This window comes from Streptomyces albicerus (assembly GCF_008905045.1).
GTDB classification, from domain to species: domain Bacteria; phylum Actinomycetota; class Actinomycetes; order Streptomycetales; family Streptomycetaceae; genus Streptomyces; species Streptomyces albicerus.
The window spans coordinates 101,940-118,588 of record NZ_VWMY01000030.1 but is presented as its reverse complement, the minus strand read 5'-3'; the positions used below and the strand labels follow the sequence as shown (position 1 = coordinate 118,588).

The following is a 16,649-nucleotide window of genomic DNA, read 5'->3' as shown; positions in this document are numbered from 1 at the left end:
TGGGGCGGCACCGAGTGCCGCCCCACGCCGGGTCAGCCCGCCTCCGGGACGGGCCTGGGACTGTCGCCCGGCGGCTGCCGCAGACTGATCTCCTCCGCCGGAGGCGGCGCTGCGGCGTCCGCGACAGGTGCCGGGTGCCGCTCCCGCCGGGCCAGGAACAGCAGCGGCTGGGTGAGCAGGGTGGTGGCCAGCGCCATGAACACCAGGACCGTGTAGAGCGGGGCGCTGAGCAGCCCGGCCTGGAGGCCCGCGTTGAGGGCGATCAACTCGGTCAGGCCGCGGGCGCTCAGCAGCACGCCGACCGTGCGCGCGTCATGCCGCTCCAGACCGCCGAACCGGGCCGCGAGCGTACCGCTGCCGGTCTTCGTGACGACGGCCAGCGCGGTCACCACCAGCAGCGCCAGCCAGCCCGTCGAGTTCATGCTGTCCAGAGCCACGGACTGGCCCGACACCACGAAGAAGAACGGCAGCAGCAGCGAGCTGACGTCATGCAGGGGCCGCAGCAGATCCGGGTCCAGCGTGCCGCCCTCCTCGCGCGGGACGACGACACCCGCGAGCAACGCACCGAAGATCACGTGCAGACCGATGGCATGGGTCACCCAGGCCGACCCGAGGGCGAAACCGATGAGCAGCGCCATGCGCAGCGAGGGCTCCATGCGGGTGCGCCACAGCAGGCGGCGCAGCGCGGGCCGGGCCACGACGAGCATTGCGGCGATGAAGACGACGGCGACCGTGAGCCGTACCGGCCAGCCGAGCCACTGATCGTCCCCGCTCTTCAGCAGCGCCCCGGCGAGGACCGTCCAGCCGATCACGTCGAGCAGCCCGGCGGCGGAGACGGCCACCACCCCGGGCACCGTGCGGGCCAGACCGTTCTCCCGCACGATCGCCGTCAGCACCGGGACCGCCGTTATCGACAGGGCGACGCCGGCGAACACCACCATGGCGGGGGAGAGACGTGCCGGCATCCCCAGGTCCCGCAACTGCTCGCGGAACAGCAGGGCGCAGCCGCTGCCCACGGCCATCGGCACCACGAACGCGGTGAGCGCCACGGTCACCGAGGTGCGCGCCCGGGCGCCCAGGATGCCCAGATCCAGTTCGTAGCCGACGGCGAACAGGAACACCACGAGAGCGAACTGCGCGACACCGGTCAGCGCCGGGCTGATGCCCGGGGGGAACAGGGCCTCGTACGCGCCCGGCGCCACCGCGCCGAGCAGGGAGGGACCGAGCGCGATTCCGGCGGTCAACTGACCGACGATGTACGGCTGCTTCAGCCTGCGCGCCACCCAGCCCGCGGCGTGCGCGGCCACCAGGATCAGGGCCGAGGCCCCCACGAAATGCATGACCGTCGTGTCAGGGCTCATGGCGTCCCCCGGTTGCCAGGCTGACGGACCGCTGATTCGGCCCGAAATACGGTGCGCATGTTTCGCGCGGACCCAACTCCCTTGCAATATTGTTGATTTGACGTTGCACCGGCAGTCGTAACGGCAGTCGTACGGGGACTCGGCCCCGTGTCACGGGGGGCGCATGTCGACGGTCGTCTTCATCCATGGGACAGGTGTACGCGAACCGCACTTCTCGGCGCTGACGGGACGGGTGGCCGCCGGACTGACCGCCCTGCGCGACGGACTGCGCGTCGTGCCGTACTACTGGGGGGACACGCACGGCGCCACGCTCGCCGCGGGCGGAGTGAGCCTGCCACCCGAAGGAGGTACCTCCCGAGGGCTCATGGAACCCTCGGCCGGGCCTCGCCCCGCCACGGATGACACGGACGACGCGGCGGCCTGGGCCGTGCTCTACGCCGATCCCGACGCCGAACTCGCGCTCGCCGCGGCAGGGGCGGAACCCGCCGCCGAGCGACCGCCCGGCTCCGCGCTGCCGGAGCGGAAGATCCAGTCGCTTCTGCTCGGCCTGGCTGCCCAGGGGGACGCGCCCGCAGCGGAGTTGGGCCCCGGCCTCGGGCGGGCCGCCACGGAGCTGGCCGCCCATCGGCTCCTCGGTCCGGCCGCCGCCGCCCTCGCGCCGGACGACCTCGCGGTCGTCGCCGCCCGGTGGCTGGCCGCCCGGCTCATCGCCGAGGTGCTCGACACCGACAGCCCGCTCGTCCCGGCCGGCGACACACGCGACATCGTCGTCGACCGTCTCGCCCAGGCGCTCGGCGCACCACCAAGAGGTACGGAACGCGGCCTGCGCTCCCGGCTGTTGCGCGTGGGTACTTCCGCCGCCTCACGTGCCGTCGTGCGCCGCCGACGCGCCCTGACCGAGGCCGCCCACCCCGCCGCCGGGGACGTACTGCGCTATCTCAGCCGCGGTGAGGCGGTCCGCGCCGACCTGCGCGCACTCCTCTCGGGCCTCGCCCCGCCCGTCACGCTCGTCTGCCACAGCCTCGGCGGCATCATCGCCCTGGACACGCTGATCAGCACCCCCCTTCCACAGGTCCGCCTCCTGGTGACGGCGGGCTCGCAAGGACCTTTCCTGTACGAGTCGGGGTCCCTGCCCTCCCTCGAACATCCCGAGCCGCTGCCGCCGCACATGCCGGACTGGCTGAACCTGTACGACCCGCACGACCTGCTCGGCTACCTCGGCGCCGGCCTCTTCCCGGGCCGCGTCACCGACGTACGTGTCGACAGCCGCCAGCCGTTCCCGGCCGCCCACAGCGCGTACTGGACCAACCCCGTCGTGTACCGGCACATCGTGGAGCGCCTGCCGTGACCGCGGCCGAGCGGCAGACGGCGCGGCGCGTGGATCCGGCCAGGGTGCACGCTCTGATCGTGGGCATCGAGAAGTACGACGCCGGCCCCGCCTGGGACCTGCCGGGTCCGGCCCGGGACGCCCTCGCGTTCCACCGGCTGCTGCGTGCCGTCGGCGTGCCCGCGGCCCAACTGCGGCTCCATCTGGCCCCGTTGCCGCCGTTCGTGCCCGACACCGAGCACGAGCCCGCCGACCACGCCACGCTGCGCCGCACTCTCGTACGCGAACTGCCCCCGCACCAGGGCGACGTGCTGTGGGTGTGGTGGGGCGGGCACGGGGTACTCGACCGCGCCGGTCACACCAGGCTGTTCTGCGCGGACGCCACCACCGCCGACAAGGTGGCCGTGGACCTGGAGTCCGCGCTGGCCCGCTACGCCAGCGACGCGGTGCCCGCCTTCACCGAGCAACTGTGGATCGTGGACGCCTGCGAGACCTTCGAGGAGGACCTCGCCTTCCGTGACCCGCTGCCGCCCGACGCGCTGCCCGCGGGCCACCGCACCCTCGCACACCGGCAGACGCTGCTGCGCGCGGCGGGCCGCGGCCGGGCGGCGGCCAACGATCCGGTGCGCGCCACGGGACTCTTCTCGGAGGTTCTGCTCGACCTGCTGACGGAGCGCTCGGACACGCTGCCCGTGCCACCCGACCCGGAAGAGCTGTTTCCGGCCGTACAGGACCGGATCGCGGCCCTCAGGAAGGCGGGCCGTACGACGCAGCATCCCGAGATCCGGCTGCAGAGCCCCGGGCGGACCGAGATCCTCCCGCCGTCGGCATCGACGGAGCGTCCGGTCTCTCCACTCGTACGCGCGGTGGACGCGCTGTTCGCCTATCCGCTGATGTCCGATCCGGCCGAGCGGCAGGCAGTGGTCGCCGCACTGAGCCCCCAGGTCACGGGGACACTCGCCCGTCATCCCAAAGCCCGCACGGACGCCACCCTCATCCTCAGCGGGCTCGCCCGCCGTCACCCCGGGGCGCTGTGGGAGCTGTTCGACGCGGTCGTGGCCGTGGACGACGATCCCAAACTGCGGAACGAACTGGCCGAGGCCCTGCGGGAGTTGGGCGGAGCCGGCGAACACGGACGCGGCCGTCCTTGATCGACTGGCGTGATCGTACGGGTTTCCGATACCGGCAGGGTTCGCCATGATGGACAGGACACGGGGCATCGCGTGCCACCGTGCGAGAAGGGGGACGCATCTTGGACCAGCCGCTCGCTCCGCACGACGCCGAAGCCGCAGCCCCTGGGGCGATCCCCGTTGCAGGCGCCCTCGTCTGGGAGTCGGATCTGGCGGACCTTGGGACAGTGCCGTTCGTCGCCGTGGAGAGCCTCACCCCGCTCCGCCCCACCACCCGCGTCCTCGAAGAGGTACTGCGCTCCCGCGAACGCATATGGGGTGACGGAGAACCGGCCAGGGCGGAGTAGCGGAGCCGCAGCCGCGCCTGTGCCGAGTTCACCGGACGTCCGCACCCACCACCGGAGGTCACCGGGAATGACGAGCCAGCAGCGCAGGCGGCCGCTCCGGATGCCCGACCGCCTCTTCTCGGAGTTCGCCGCCGGCGGGGGCTCGGCCGAAGCGCTCGCCTTTCTCGAACGGGGCGAAAGGGCCCGTCGGCTGTTGCTCCTGCGCACGGTCCTCGACCGCATCGACGGGCTGCCCACTCCGCTCAGCCCGCCCTCCGACGCCTGGCACACCCTGAAGACGGCCGCCACCCGGGCCCCCGAGCCGGTCGAGCGGCTGCTGCTCGCCCCGGCGACCGGCGGCTGGCTGGCCCATATGCTGCGCCGGCTGCACGGCACCGCGACGGGGCCGCCCCTGTGGGTGGAGACCGGGCACCTGTGCTCCCTGGCCGTCGCGGCGGCGCTGCGCGCCGGCACGGAGACGGAGCTCCTCGTCCCCCTCACCGACGGCGCTCTGAATCTGCCCGGCCTGGGCCTGGCCCGCCTGCCCGCCGCACGGCGGGGCTTCACGGCCGGCCGGGCCGGTACGCGAGCCGGCGAACTGACGCTCACCTCGCGGGAAACCGACGGCGGGATCACCTCCCTCGACTGCCGGCCGGCCACCGTTCCCGTACGCGTTGTGGGAGTGCCCTCCGCCGCTGCCGCGTTCGCGAACGGCGCGGCGCCCGGGCCCGCCGCCCGCGAGGTCCTCGAACCCGTCGCGGCCGATCCCCACTGGATCCCCCTGCGCACCCTCACCCGCGTCACCTCCTCGGGTGCCGTCGCCATCCCCCTCGACGACCTGGACCCCTACCGCGACCTCGACGAACCCGTCCCGCCGGCCCGCCTCGACGCCGACGAGGCCTCCGTGTGGCAGGAGCTGTTCGACGAGGCCGCCGACATCCTGGCGAGGTCGGACGGCGGCCCCGCCCCCGGACGGCTCGACCCCGCCGTGATCCGCGCCGTCGTACCGTGGGGCCGCACCAGCACCACGCCTCCGGTCCAGCCGGGTGTGCGGGGCTCGGCGTCCACCGGCGACGCCTTCGGCGCGATGAACATCTCCCGCCCCGACACCGGACTGACGCTCGCGGAGATCCTCGTCCACGAGTTCCAGCACAGCAAACTCGCCGCGCTGCTCCATCTCTTCCCCCTCGTGGAGGACGACCGCGAAGAGCGCTACTACGCCCCGTGGCGCCCCGACCCCCGCCACCTCACCGGCCTGCTGCACGGCGTGTACGCGTTCACCGGCGTCGCCGGATTCTGGCGGGACCGCCTGACGGAAGCGGAACACACCGAGGCCGCCGCCTACCACTTCGCGCTGCGCCGCACGCAGACGCGTCTCGTAGTCCGCACCCTGCAGACGAGCGGCCGCCTCACCGCTCCGGGCCGCAGGATCGTGGCGGGGCTCGCCCGGGTTCTGGACGGCTGGCTGCGCGAGCCCGTCGACCCGGTCGCCCACGCCCGGGCCCGTACGGCCGCCGCGCTGCACCGCACGGAGTGGCGGCTGCGCAACGTCGCACCGCCGTCCCCGTCCCGCACCGGGCGGACCGCGGACCTCTTGCGTGGTGACCGGACCACCTGGCCCGACCTCCGCACCCACGCTTTCGCCACCCGCCCCCGCGTTCCCCGCACCGCCGACGAACACCTCGCCGCCGGGGACCCGGCCGCGGCGCTCGCCCGCTACGCCGACGCCCTGGCCCGCGATCCGGGCGACCCGCACACCCTCGCCGGGTGGATCGTCGCCCGTGCCGCCCTCGATCCGGGCCGCGCCACCCGCCGCATGCTCGCCCGCCCGGAACTGCTGCAACTACTGCCCAGCGGCTGAACCGCCCGGCTGCCGACGCCGGCGGCGGCCCCGCCGGACGTTGACCCGTTCAGGGGTGAAAAAGCCCCCGGGTGGTCAGGATGGAGTCATGGGATTCCACGTCGACTCCGAGGCCGGGCGGCTGCGCCGCGTCATCCTGCACCGGCCTGATCTCGAGCTCAAAAGGCTCACCCCCAGCAACAAGGACGCCCTGCTCTTCGACGACGTGCTGTGGGTGCGCAGGGCGCGCGCCGAGCACGACGGGTTCGCGGACGTGCTGCGCGACCGCGGGGTCACCGTTCACCTCTTCGGTGACCTGCTGACCGAGGCGCTGGCGATCCCGGCGGCCAGGTCGCTCGTACTGGACAGGGTCTTCGACGAGAAGGAGTACGGGCCGCTGGCCACCGATCATCTGCGGGCCGTCTTCGAGTTGCTGCCGTCGGGCGAGCTGGCCGAGGCGCTGGTCGGCGGGATGACCAAACGGGAGTTCCTCGAGGCGCACCCGGAGCCGACGTCGGTGCGCTTCCATGTCATGGAGCTCGACGACTTCCTGCTCAGGCCGCTGCCCAACCACCTCTTCACCAGGGACACCTCCGCCTGGATCTACGACGGTGTCTCCATCAACGCCATGCGCTGGCCGGCACGCCAGCGCGAGACCGTGCACTTCGAGGCGATCTACCGGCACCATCCGCTGTTCCGGGACGAGGGCTTCCACGTGTGGTCCGAGGGGCAGGCCGACTACCCGTCCACCATCGAGGGCGGCGACGTGCTGGTGATCGGCAACGGCGCCGTGCTCATCGGCATGAGCGAGCGGACGACGCCCCAGGCCGTGGAGATGCTCGCGCACAAACTGTTCGCCGCCGGATCGGCGGAGACGATCGTGGCGCTCGACATGCCCAAGAGACGGGCCCTCATGCACCTCGACACGGTGATGACGATGGTCGACGGCGACATCTTCACGCAGTACGCGGGGCTCGGCATGCTCCGCTCGTACACCATCGAACCGGGCGTGGGCGACAAGGAGCTGAAGGTCACCGACCATCCGCCGGAGCACATGCACCGCGCGATCGCCGCGGCGCTCGGACTGAGCGAGATCCGCGTCCTGACCGCCACGCAGGACGTGCACGCCGCCGAGCGCGAGCAGTGGGACGACGGCTGCAACGTCCTCGCGGTCGAGCCGGGCGTCGTCGTCGCGTACGAGCGGAACCAGACCACGAACACGCATCTGCGCAAGCAGGGCATCGAGGTGATCGAGATCCCGGGCAGTGAGTTGGGGCGAGGACGCGGCGGACCGCGTTGTATGAGCTGTCCGGTGGAGAGGGATTCCGTCGGTTGAGCGCGCCCCTTCAGGGGCGCGGGACTGTCAGTGAGGCCGATGTCTCGAAAATGGGGCCGTATAGAAATGTGGGTCATCGTATAGAATTCCAAGAGTCCCTGTTTACGTAACCCTGGAGCGCCCTCATGGCGACAGTCCCGTACGCCCTCGCCGGCCGCCACTTCCTGAAGGAGCTGGACTTCACGGAAGAGGAGTTCCGCGGTCTGATCGAGCTCGCCGCCGAGCTGAAGGCGGCGAAGAAGGCCGGGACGGAGACCCAGTATCTGCGGGGCCGGAACATCGCGCTGATCTTCGAGAAGACCTCGACGCGCACGCGCTGCGCGTTCGAGGTCGCGGCCGCCGACCAGGGCGCGTCGACCACGTATCTCGATCCGAACGGCTCGCAGATAGGGCACAAGGAGTCCGTGAAGGACACCGCGCGGGTGCTCGGCCGGATGTTCCACGCGATCCAGTACCGCGGGGACAGCCAGGAGGGCGTCGAGGAGCTGGCCGCCCACGCGGGCGTGCCCGTCTACAACGGCCTGACCGACGACTGGCACCCGACCCAGATGCTCGCCGACGTCCTCACGATGACCGAGCACACGAGCAAGCCGCTGAACGAGATCGTCTTCGCCTATCTCGGCGACGCGCGCCTGAACATGGGCAACTCCTACCTGGTCACCGGCGCGCTGCTCGGCATGGACGTACGGATCGTCGCGCCCAAGGCCTACTGGCCCGCCGAGGAGATCGTCGAGCGGGCGCGCGAGCTCGCGGTGCGCAGCGGGGCGCGGGTCACGCTCACCGAGGACGTCGCCGAGGGGGTCGCGGGCGCCGACTTCGTCGCCACCGACGTGTGGGTCTCCATGGGCGAGCCCAAGGAGGTCTGGGACGAGCGCATCGTCGCCCTGGGCCCGTACGCGGTGACGATGGACGTCCTGCGCGCCACCGGCAACGCGGACGTCAAGTTCCTGCACTGCCTGCCGGCCTTCCACGACCTGGGCACCAAGGTCGGCCGCGAGATCCACGAGCGGCACGGCCTCGACTCCCTCGAGGTCACCGACGAGGTCTTCGAGTCGGCCCACTCGGTCGTCTTCGACGAGGCGGAGAACCGGCTGCACACGATCAAGGCGGTGCTGGTGGCGACGCTCGCCTGAGCGATGCGCGGTGATGCCGCTGTGGTGATGCGCGGTGGTGCGGCTGCGGTGATGCGGCTGTAGTGATGCGCGGTGGTGTCGCTGTCACGACGGCCTTCTGTTACGAGCTGTTGTGACCTCTTGCGACTTGTTACGACGGCCTTCGCTGGTGCGGCACCATCGGCAGCCTGAACCAGACCGCCTTGCCCGACTCCGTGGGGCGGTGCCCGCATGACGAGCTGAGCGTGCGGATGAGCAGCAGCCCGCGGCCGTGCTCCTGCCAGGGGTCGGGGTCGCCCGACGGGGCGGGGACCGTGAGGTCGCCCGGCGGGGCCGGGTCGGGGTCGTGCACCTCGACCTGGCAGCCGGTGGGCAGCAGCTCCACGACCAGCTCTATGGGCGCGCTGCCCCTGGTGTGCTCCACGGCGTTCGCCACCAGCTCGGCGGTGAGCAGCTCCGCGGTGTCGCTGTCGGCCGCGTGCTCCAGCTCGGCGAGTGCGGTACGGACCAGGGCGCGGGCGACGGGCACGGCCGCGGCGGTGTGCGGCAGGGCGATGCGCCAGGAGGCTGGGGCGGAGGGCTCGTGCAAGGCGGGTCCGTTCATGGAGCAGGATGTCCTGCTTTCAACTTTAGGAATGGTACGACGCAACCGGACAGGGTCGCTCGGTGGGCTCTTTTCGGGACGTTCGGCCCGGTATCGGGCTGATACCGGGCTCCGTACCCAGCTGAACGGTCCGGCTCCCGTGCTCCGTGCCCGTCGTTACGGGGCTATCGCCGAGTCGTGACTCGGTGACCGGCTCCGTAACCGGATGACTGGCTTATCGCGCACTCGTGACGACAGTCACGGATGGGTGATAGCTTCGAGGTGTAGCACCCCCGCCGCGACCGCCGCCCCCGCCCGAGGAGGCCGCACGTCATGAGTCCCTTCACCGGCTCCGCGACCCGCACGCCCGACTGGCAGCACCTGCGCTGTGAGCTAGCCGACGGGGTGGCGACGGTCACCCTGGCCCGCCCCGAGAAGCTGAACGCGCTCACCTTCGGCGCGTACGCCGACCTGCGCGACCTGCTCGCCGAGCTGTCCCGGGAGCGGGCTGTACGCGCCCTGGTGCTCGCCGGCGAGGGACGCGGGTTCTGCTCCGGCGGCGACGTCGACGAGATCATCGGCGCGACCCTGTCCATGGACACGGCCCAGCTGCTCGACTTCAACCGGATGACCGGGCAGGTCGTCCGGGCCGTACGCGAGTGCCCGTTCCCGGTGATCGCGGCGGTGCACGGGGTCGCGGCGGGCGCGGGAGCCGTGCTGGCGCTCGCGGCGGACTTCCGGGTCGCCGACCCCACCGCCCGCTTCGCCTTCCTCTTCACCCGCGTCGGCCTGTCCGGCGGCGACATGGGGGCGGCCTATCTGCTGCCCCGGGTCGTCGGACTCGGCCACGCGACCCGGCTCCTCATGCTGGGCGAGCCGGTACGGGCGCCCGAGGCCGAGCGGATCGGCCTGATCAGCGAACTCACCGAGGATGGCCGCGCCGACGAGGCCGCCCAGACGCTGGCCCGTCGTCTCGCCGAGGGCCCGGCCCTCGCGTACGCCCAGACGAAGGCCCTGCTCACCGCCGAACTGGACATGCCGCTCGCCGCCTCCGTCGAACTCGACGCCTCGACCCAGGCGCTGCTGATGACCGGGGAGGACTACGCAGAGTTCCACGCGGCCTTCACAGAAAAGCGCCCTCCCAAATGGAGGGGACGGTAAGCATGCCAACCCAAGGGGCGCGGGGAACTGCGCGACCAGCCCCCACCGACCCGCAGCCGCCCCAGACGACCAGCCACCCCCTACGAGTGGCGATCATCGGCGGCGGCCCCGGCGGCCTCTACGCCGCAGCCCTACTGAAACGCCTCGACCCCGCCCGCGACATAACCGTCTGGGAACGCAACGCCCCCGACGACACCTTCGGCTTCGGCGTAGTCCTCTCCGACGAAACACTCGGCGGCATCGAACACGCCGACCCGGTCGTGTACGCCGCCCTCCAACAGGACTTCATCCGCTGGGACGACATCGACATCGTGCACCGAGGCACACGCCAAACCTCCGGAGGACACGGCTTCGCCGCCCTCGGCCGGCGCAGACTCCTGGAGATCCTGCACGAGCGCTGCCGCTCTCTCGGGGTCGAGCTGCGCTTCCGTACGGAGGCGCCGCACCCGGAGTGGCTCTCGGAGACGTACGACCTTGTCATCGCGGCGGACGGTGTGAACAGCACCACCCGCGAGGCATACAGCGATGTGTTCGGGCCACATGTGGTCACGCACCAGTGCCGCTATATCTGGCTCGCCGCCGACTTCGCCTTCGACGCGTTCCGTTTCGAGATCGCGGAGACCGAGCACGGGGTGATGCAGCTCCACGGCTATCCCTATGCGGCCGACGCCTCCACCGTCATCGTCGAGATGCGCGAGGAGGTGTGGGAGGCGGCCGGGTTCGCGGAGCTCGACGAGCAGGCGTCCGTCGAGCGGTGCGCCAAGATCTTCGCGGACGCGCTCGGCGGACGGCCGCTCAGGTCCAACAAGTCCGCCTGGATCAACTTCCGGACCGTCGTCAACGAGCGCTGGTCGCACGGGAACACGGTGCTGCTCGGGGACGCCGCGCACACCGCGCACTTCTCCATCGGCTCCGGTACGAAGCTGGCGGTGGAGGACGCCCTGGCGCTGGCCGCCTGTCTGGAGGAGCACGCCGAACTGCCCGAGGCCCTGGCCGCGTACGAGGAGGAGCGGCGCCCCGTCGTCGCCTCCACCCAGCGGGCCGCGCGCGCGAGCCTGGAGTGGTTCGAGAACCTGGGGCTCTATCTCGACCAGCCCGCCCGTCAGTTCGCCTTCAACCTGCTCACCCGCAGCCGCCGGGTCACGCACGACAACCTCCGGCTGCGCGACGCGCACTTCACGGAGTCCGTGGAGCGGGAGTTCGGCTGCCCGCCCGGTACGCCGCCGATGTTCACGCCGTTCCGGCTGCGCGGACTGACCCTGCGCAACCGGGTCGTGGTCTCGCCGATGGACATGTACTCGGCCGAGGACGGCGTCCCCGGCGACTTCCACCTCGTCCACCTCGGCGCACGGGCGCTGGGCGGCGCCGGTCTGGTGATGACCGAGATGGTGTGCGTGAGCCCGGAGGGGCGGATCACACCGGGCTGTGCCGGGCTCTACACCGGCCGGCAGGCCGAGTCCTGGCGGCGGATCGCCGACTTCGTGCACGCGCAGGCGCCGGGTGCGGCCATCGGTGTGCAGCTCGGTCACTCCGGGCGCAAGGGCTCGACGAAGCTGATGTGGGAGGGCATCGACGAGCCGCTGGAGGAGGGCAACTGGCCGCTCGTGGCCGCGTCCCCGATCCCGTACGGGCCCGACAGTCAGATCCCAGAAGAACTGACGCAGGATCAACTCACTGCCATCCGCGAGCAGTTCACCGCCGCCGCCTGGCGCGCGGCCCGCTGCGGCTTCGATCTGCTCAAACTGCACTGTGCGCACGGCTACTTGCTGTCCGGCTTCCTGTCGCCGCTGACCAACCGCCGGACGGACGAGTACGGGGGCTCGCTGGAGAACAGGCTGCGCTTCCCGCTCGAAGTCTTCGACTCGGTACGGTCCGTGTGGCCCGAGGACCGGCCGATGACCGTACGCATCTCCGCCACCGACTGGGCCGGCGGCGGCACCACCGGCGACGACGCCGTCGCGATCGCCCGTGCCTTCGCCGCGCACGGCGCCGACGCGATCGACGTCTCGACGGGACAGGTGGTGGCGGACGAACGGCCGGAGTACGGGCGGTCGTACCAGACGCCGTACGCCGACCGGATCCGCAACGAGACCGGTATCCCGGTGATCGCCGTGGGCGCGATCTCCTCCTGGGACGACGTCAACTCCCTGATCCTGGCGGGGCGTACGGACCTGTGCGCCCTCGCCCGGCCGCATCTGTACGACCCGCACTGGACGCTGCACGCGGCGGCCGAGCAGGGCTACACGGGACCGGGCGTCGAGTGGCCCATGCCGTACCGGGCGGGCAGCAGGCGTCCGCAGACCGGCCGTACGGACGCCCCCAAACCCCGTCTCAGGCTGGGGAGTTGACCTCACGCCTCACTGAGACGCCTCTCACGCGAGCCCCCTGGCCGCCAGCACCGCATGCACCGAGCCCGCCGACTCCTCGGGCGTCTGCGACTGCGTCTCCAGCGTGAGGGCGGGGTCCGGCGGCGGCTCGTACGGGTCGTCGACCCCCGTGAGCCCGGTCAGCCGGCCCGCCGCCTGCCGCGCGTACAGGCCCTTCACGTCGCGCTCGCTGCACACCTCGACCGGCGTCGCGACATGCACCTCGATGTACGGCGTGCCGCTCGCCTCGTGTCGTTTGCGCACCGCCTCGCGGCTGTCGGCGTACGGCGCGATGACCGGCACCACGGTCAACACCCCGTTGCGCGCGAGTACTTCGGCGACCAGGCCGATGCGCTGCACGTTGGTGTAGCGGTCCTCGCGGGAGAAGCCGAGGCCGGCGGAGAGGAAGCGGCGGACCTCGTCGCCGTCGAGGACCTCCACACGATGCCCTTCGGAGCGCAGCCGGCCGGCGAGGGTGCGGGCGATCGTCGTCTTGCCCGCGCTCGGCAGGCCGGTGAGCCAGATCGTGGCTCCCGGAGCCCTGGGAGGCTTGTGATGGCCCCTTGCCGTGGTGGTCATGCGCGCTGTCCCTTCGCGGCACCCGCGGCGCGGTGCCCTTGCTCGGCAAGTCCGTGACGTTCGTGATGTTCGTGGAGCTCGTGGAGTTCGCCGAAGAGGGCCTCCCAGCGCGGGTGCACGGCGTCCGGTCCGTACGAGGCCGCTGTCAGCACGGCCGCGACGCCCATGTCCGCGCGCAGTGCCTGGTCGCCCATCAGCTTGGCCATGGCGTCGGCGAGCGCGTCGGGGTCCTCCGGGGGAACCAGCAACCCGTCAACTCCGTGCGTGAGCACGTCCGATGGGCCGGTGGGGCAGTCGAAGCCCACCACGGGCAGCGAGTGGCTCATCGCCTCGATCATCACCATCGGCAGTCCCTCGAAGCGCGAACTGAGCACGTAGAAGGAGGCCTTGGCGAGTTCGTCGTCGAGCCGGTCCGTGTGGCCCATCAGGAACACGTGGTTGTAGAGGTGGTGCTCCTCGATGAGCGCCCGCAGCTCGGCCTTCTTCTCACCGCTGCCATAGATCCTCAGCTGCCAGTCGGGGTACGTCTCGACGAGCTTCGCCCACGCCGGGATCAGCAGGTCGAAGCCCTTCTGCGGGAAGAGCCGCCCGGCCGCCACCGCGATCTTCGAGCGGTGGTCGGAGGGGACCTGGTCGAGGGAGTGCACGGCGTTCGGGATGCGGACGACGCGGGTGCCGGGCAGCAGTCGCTCGTACTCCTCCCGGTCCCGGTCCGTCAGGACGGCGACGGCGTCGAAGCGCGGGTAGGTCTCCCGGATGCGCTTCTGCACATCGTGCTTGTGCGTGCCGTGGTTCATGTGCTCCTGCGCGACCCGCACCACGCCGCCCGTCGCATGCTCCGCCGCAAGGAAGTTGAGCGCGGGCCGCGTGGTCACCAGGATCCCGTCGCGCAGCGAGGACAGGTACGCGATCAGCCGCTGCTCGACGTACCGGTTGAAGTAGCGGTGGCCGAACTCGCCCGCCGGGACATGCCGTGCGGGCTGCTCAGTCAGCCGTCCGCGGCGCCAGCCCAGCCAGCGTCCGGCCACGCCCGACGGCGGGGTGTACGCCTCCTCGCGCTCGTCGACGACCGTGGTGACCGTGACGCGCGGGTCGAGCGGGAACTGGATGTCGTCCCGGCGGCGCAGCGCGCTCACCAGCTCGACCTCCCAGCCCGCCTGCACAAGGGAGTTGGCCTGGTTCATCACCGTGCGGATGGTCCCGCCGCGGCCGTACGCGTGCAGGAGCAGATAGCGGACCTTCGGCCGCGTCCGGATCTGCCGAACCTGTCGGATCTGATGAACTGTCATGTTGCTGCTCCCGTACGGCACTTCAGCGAAAGGTTGTCCTTCACCGTGTAGTACGGACGCACGCTGAGGCCGTGTATCCGCTGCTCGGGAAAGACCATGATCTTCTTCTTGCCGTGGACGTCGTCGAGCCGGCGCCCGGCCCGCAACTCCGCCTCGCCGTCGGTGAGATGGATGTCCCACTCCTCGACCTCCGCCGTGTCGGCGGCCGCCGCAAGGTCGGCGATGAGCAGTTCGCTCTCGAAGCGGTCGCCCTTCACCTGGGCCGGGTAGTCCAGCCGGTGGCCGGCGCGGCCGCGGCGGGTGAGCAGCAGCCGCCAGTAGCCGTCGGCGGGCCGCCCGTGGATGCGCCCGACGAGCCGGACGCGCCCGTCACGCGGCCAGACCTCCGTTATCTCGGCATGCGGCTTCACGAGCTGTAACCCCAGGCCCTGCACATCGGCCGCAGGATCTCCGGGATCTCGTCCTCGGCGGGCAGCGCGCGCCCGCTCTGCACCTGGCCGCTGCGGATCTTGTCCCGCCAGTCGCCGAGGCCCTTCACGACCTGGGTGTCGTCCTTCCTGCCGTACTCGAGCATCGACGGCTCGAAGTCCACGTCGAGGAAGGCGCAGAGGCGGCGCATCTCCTTCTCGGGGTCGGCGGTGATGTCCTCGTAGCGCACGGTGTGGCCGCCGGTGATCCCCTTGCGGGCGTTGTCGACGGCCTTCATGTAGCGCAGCGCGTCGGCCGCGGCCTCGTCGTAGGTCCGCTTGTCGGGGTCGCCCTCGTGCCAGGACCGGGCGATGGACGCCGGGTGGCGGAGCAGGAAGACGAAGCGGGCGTCGGGCCAGCAGTCCCTGATGCGCCGGTGTACGAACGCGTTGCTGGGGGTCTTCTCGACGACGAAGTCCTTGCCCGACTTCACCAGCTCCCGGTGCATGACCCGGTCCCAGAGCAGATGCTCCAGGTCGCCGCGCTCCAGGTCGAGGGCGCTCATGGCGCGCTGCGACAGCTTGCTGCCGAAGCCGACTTCCAGGCGGCGGATGTGCAGCTCGTGCGGGGAGTGCAGCCGCGAGTGCGCGTTCAGGAGCATCCGCAGCAGGGTCGAGCCGGAGCGCACAGGCGACATGATGAAGACCGGCTCCCGCAGCAGCCGGTCCGTCGCGAGGTCCTCGGGGGCAGGACATCGGTACACCGGCGTGGGCCGCTTCCCCGGTTTCGCCGCGGTCTTCTTCGGCTGCGGCGGTGCGACGGGAGCGGCCCTACGCACCTGGAGGCCCGTGGTGGCGGAGAGCGCCCGGTTCAGACTGCGCATCAGACTCATGCGTCACGACGCTAGGTAAGGAATATGAGAAGAGGGCCGGAGTAACCTGAGCGTTCCCTTAGCGACCTGAATTGTGACTGACGTCACATGGATTCGGGATGCGGGCCACTCTTCGGTACGCCCGCGAAGGCCGCCCCCGCGTCCCGCAGCCGCTCGTGCAGCGCCCGGAAGACCGCCGCCGAGCGGGCTCCCGGCCAGTCCTGGGGGAGCAGTGCGGGGGGCAGCCCGGGATCGGCGTACGGAAGATGGCGCCAGGAGTCCAGGGCGAGCAGATAGTCGCGGTACGCCTCCTCCAGAGGGGTGTCCGTCCGCGCCTCCCAGTCGTGCAGCACGCGCGCGTGGCGGTCGAGAAACGCTTCGTGCTGCTTGGCGATCGCGGCCAGGTCCCACCAGCGGGCGACCGCCTCGGCCGTCGCCGTGAAGCCCAGGTGCTCACCGCGGAACAGCTCCACGTACGCGTCGAGACGCAGCCGTTCCAGCGTATGGCGGGTCTCTTCGTAGAGGCGCGCCGGTGCGAGCCACACTCCGGGCGCGGCCGTCCCGAAGCCGAGGCCGGCCAGCCGGGAGCGCAGCACGTGACGTTTCTGCCGCTCGGACTCCGGCACGGAGAACACGGCCAGCACCCAGGAGTCGTCCTCGGGGGGCGAGACCGCGTAGACCCTGCGGTCGCCGTCGTCCAGGAGCTGCCGCGCCTCCGGCGACAGCACATACCCGGCCGCACCCGTCGCCGTGCGCGCCGGCACGAGCAGCCCGCGGCGTTTGAGCCGGGACACCGACGAGCGCACGGAGGGCGCGTCAACACCGACCGCGGCGAGGAGCCGGATCAGTTCGGCCACGGGTACGGGACCGGGGACGAAGCGGCCGTACGCGCCGTAGAAGGTGACGATGAGGGACCGGGGTGCGTGCTGCTCGGACACGTTGATCACTCTAGATCGTCGG

At 71.4% G+C, this 16,649-nt stretch carries 15 protein-coding genes; 8 read left to right on the top strand and 7 right to left on the bottom strand.

Features of this window, described 5'->3' with window-relative positions:
* Positions 1–32: 32 nt before the first annotated feature.
* Positions 33–1,361 (bottom strand): cation:proton antiporter, encoded by a 1,329-nt coding sequence (locus GAS53_RS27075; RefSeq protein WP_151480323.1) that lies wholly within the window; start codon positions 1,359–1,361, stop codon positions 33–35.
* A 163-nt stretch (positions 1,362–1,524) separates the two neighbouring features.
* Between GAS53_RS27075 and GAS53_RS27070 the strand changes: the two genes are divergently transcribed.
* The 6 genes from GAS53_RS27070 (at position 1,525) to argF (ending at position 8,453) form a co-directional block, all read left to right on the top strand.
* Positions 1,525–2,709 (top strand): hypothetical protein, encoded by a 1,185-nt coding sequence (locus GAS53_RS27070; protein WP_151480322.1) that lies wholly within the window; start codon positions 1,525–1,527, stop codon positions 2,707–2,709.
* Positions 2,706–3,839 (top strand): effector-associated domain 2-containing protein, encoded by a 1,134-nt coding sequence (locus GAS53_RS27065; RefSeq protein WP_225859102.1) that lies wholly within the window; start codon positions 2,706–2,708, stop codon positions 3,837–3,839. Before GAS53_RS27070 ends, GAS53_RS27065 begins: the two co-directional genes overlap by 4 nt.
* Positions 3,840–3,940: 101 nt before the next feature.
* Positions 3,941–4,165: a hypothetical protein gene (locus tag GAS53_RS27060; protein ID WP_151480321.1), complete on the top strand. Its 225-nt coding sequence runs from the start codon at positions 3,941–3,943 to the stop codon at positions 4,163–4,165.
* A gap of 67 nt (positions 4,166–4,232) precedes the next feature.
* Entirely contained in the window at positions 4,233–6,005 is a 1,773-nt protein-coding gene (locus tag GAS53_RS27055) for an HEXXH motif domain-containing protein (RefSeq protein ID WP_151480320.1), read from the top strand.
* Between the two features lie 88 nt (positions 6,006–6,093).
* A complete protein-coding gene (locus GAS53_RS27050; protein WP_151480319.1) occupies positions 6,094–7,320 on the top strand; it encodes an arginine deiminase in 1,227 nt (408 codons plus the stop codon).
* Between the two features lie 125 nt (positions 7,321–7,445).
* A complete protein-coding gene (gene argF, locus GAS53_RS27045; protein WP_151480318.1) occupies positions 7,446–8,453 on the top strand; it encodes an ornithine carbamoyltransferase in 1,008 nt (335 codons plus the stop codon).
* A 130-nt stretch (positions 8,454–8,583) separates the two neighbouring features.
* Here argF and GAS53_RS27040 read toward each other — a convergent pair whose 3' ends face one another.
* On the bottom strand, positions 8,584–9,036 hold the full coding sequence (locus GAS53_RS27040; protein ID WP_151480317.1) for an ATP-binding protein: 453 nt from the start codon (positions 9,034–9,036) through the stop codon (positions 8,584–8,586).
* Positions 9,037–9,348: 312 nt separating this feature from the next.
* Between GAS53_RS27040 and GAS53_RS27035 the strand changes: the two genes are divergently transcribed.
* Together GAS53_RS27035 and GAS53_RS27030 are read left to right on the top strand one after the other, a co-directional pair.
* Complete coding sequence (locus GAS53_RS27035) at positions 9,349–10,176, top strand: enoyl-CoA hydratase family protein (protein WP_151480316.1); 828 nt, start codon at positions 9,349–9,351, stop codon at positions 10,174–10,176.
* On the top strand, positions 10,161–12,524 hold the full coding sequence (locus tag GAS53_RS27030; RefSeq protein WP_151480315.1) for a bifunctional salicylyl-CoA 5-hydroxylase/oxidoreductase: 2,364 nt from the start codon (positions 10,161–10,163) through the stop codon (positions 12,522–12,524). The genes GAS53_RS27035 and GAS53_RS27030 overlap by 16 nt, the downstream gene beginning before the upstream one ends.
* Before the next feature lie 24 nt (positions 12,525–12,548).
* On the opposite strand, the gene cysC is transcribed toward GAS53_RS27030, so the two are convergent.
* The 5 genes from cysC to GAS53_RS27005 all read right to left on the bottom strand — a co-directional run bounded on the left by cysC (position 12,549) and on the right by GAS53_RS27005 (position 16,636).
* On the bottom strand, positions 12,549–13,121 hold the full coding sequence (cysC, locus tag GAS53_RS27025; RefSeq protein ID WP_151480314.1) for an adenylyl-sulfate kinase: 573 nt from the start codon (positions 13,119–13,121) through the stop codon (positions 12,549–12,551).
* Positions 13,118–14,410, bottom strand: coding sequence for a glycosyltransferase family 4 protein (locus GAS53_RS27020; RefSeq protein ID WP_192583299.1), 1,293 nt, complete (start codon positions 14,408–14,410; stop codon positions 13,118–13,120). The genes cysC and GAS53_RS27020 overlap by 4 nt, the downstream gene beginning before the upstream one ends.
* Positions 14,407–14,820 carry a hypothetical protein gene (locus tag GAS53_RS27015; protein ID WP_151480313.1) on the bottom strand — a complete coding sequence of 138 codons (414 nt, stop codon included), beginning with the start codon at positions 14,818–14,820 and terminating at the stop codon, positions 14,407–14,409. The genes GAS53_RS27020 and GAS53_RS27015 overlap by 4 nt, the downstream gene beginning before the upstream one ends.
* Positions 14,817–15,710, bottom strand: a complete 894-nt coding sequence (locus GAS53_RS27010; protein ID WP_151480312.1) for a sulfotransferase family protein — start codon at positions 15,708–15,710, stop codon at positions 14,817–14,819. Before GAS53_RS27010 ends, GAS53_RS27015 begins: the two co-directional genes overlap by 4 nt.
* 83 nt (positions 15,711–15,793) lie before the next feature.
* Positions 15,794–16,636, bottom strand: coding sequence for a PaaX family transcriptional regulator (locus GAS53_RS27005; RefSeq protein WP_151480311.1), 843 nt, complete (start codon positions 16,634–16,636; stop codon positions 15,794–15,796).
* Positions 16,637–16,649 lie beyond the last annotated feature (13 nt).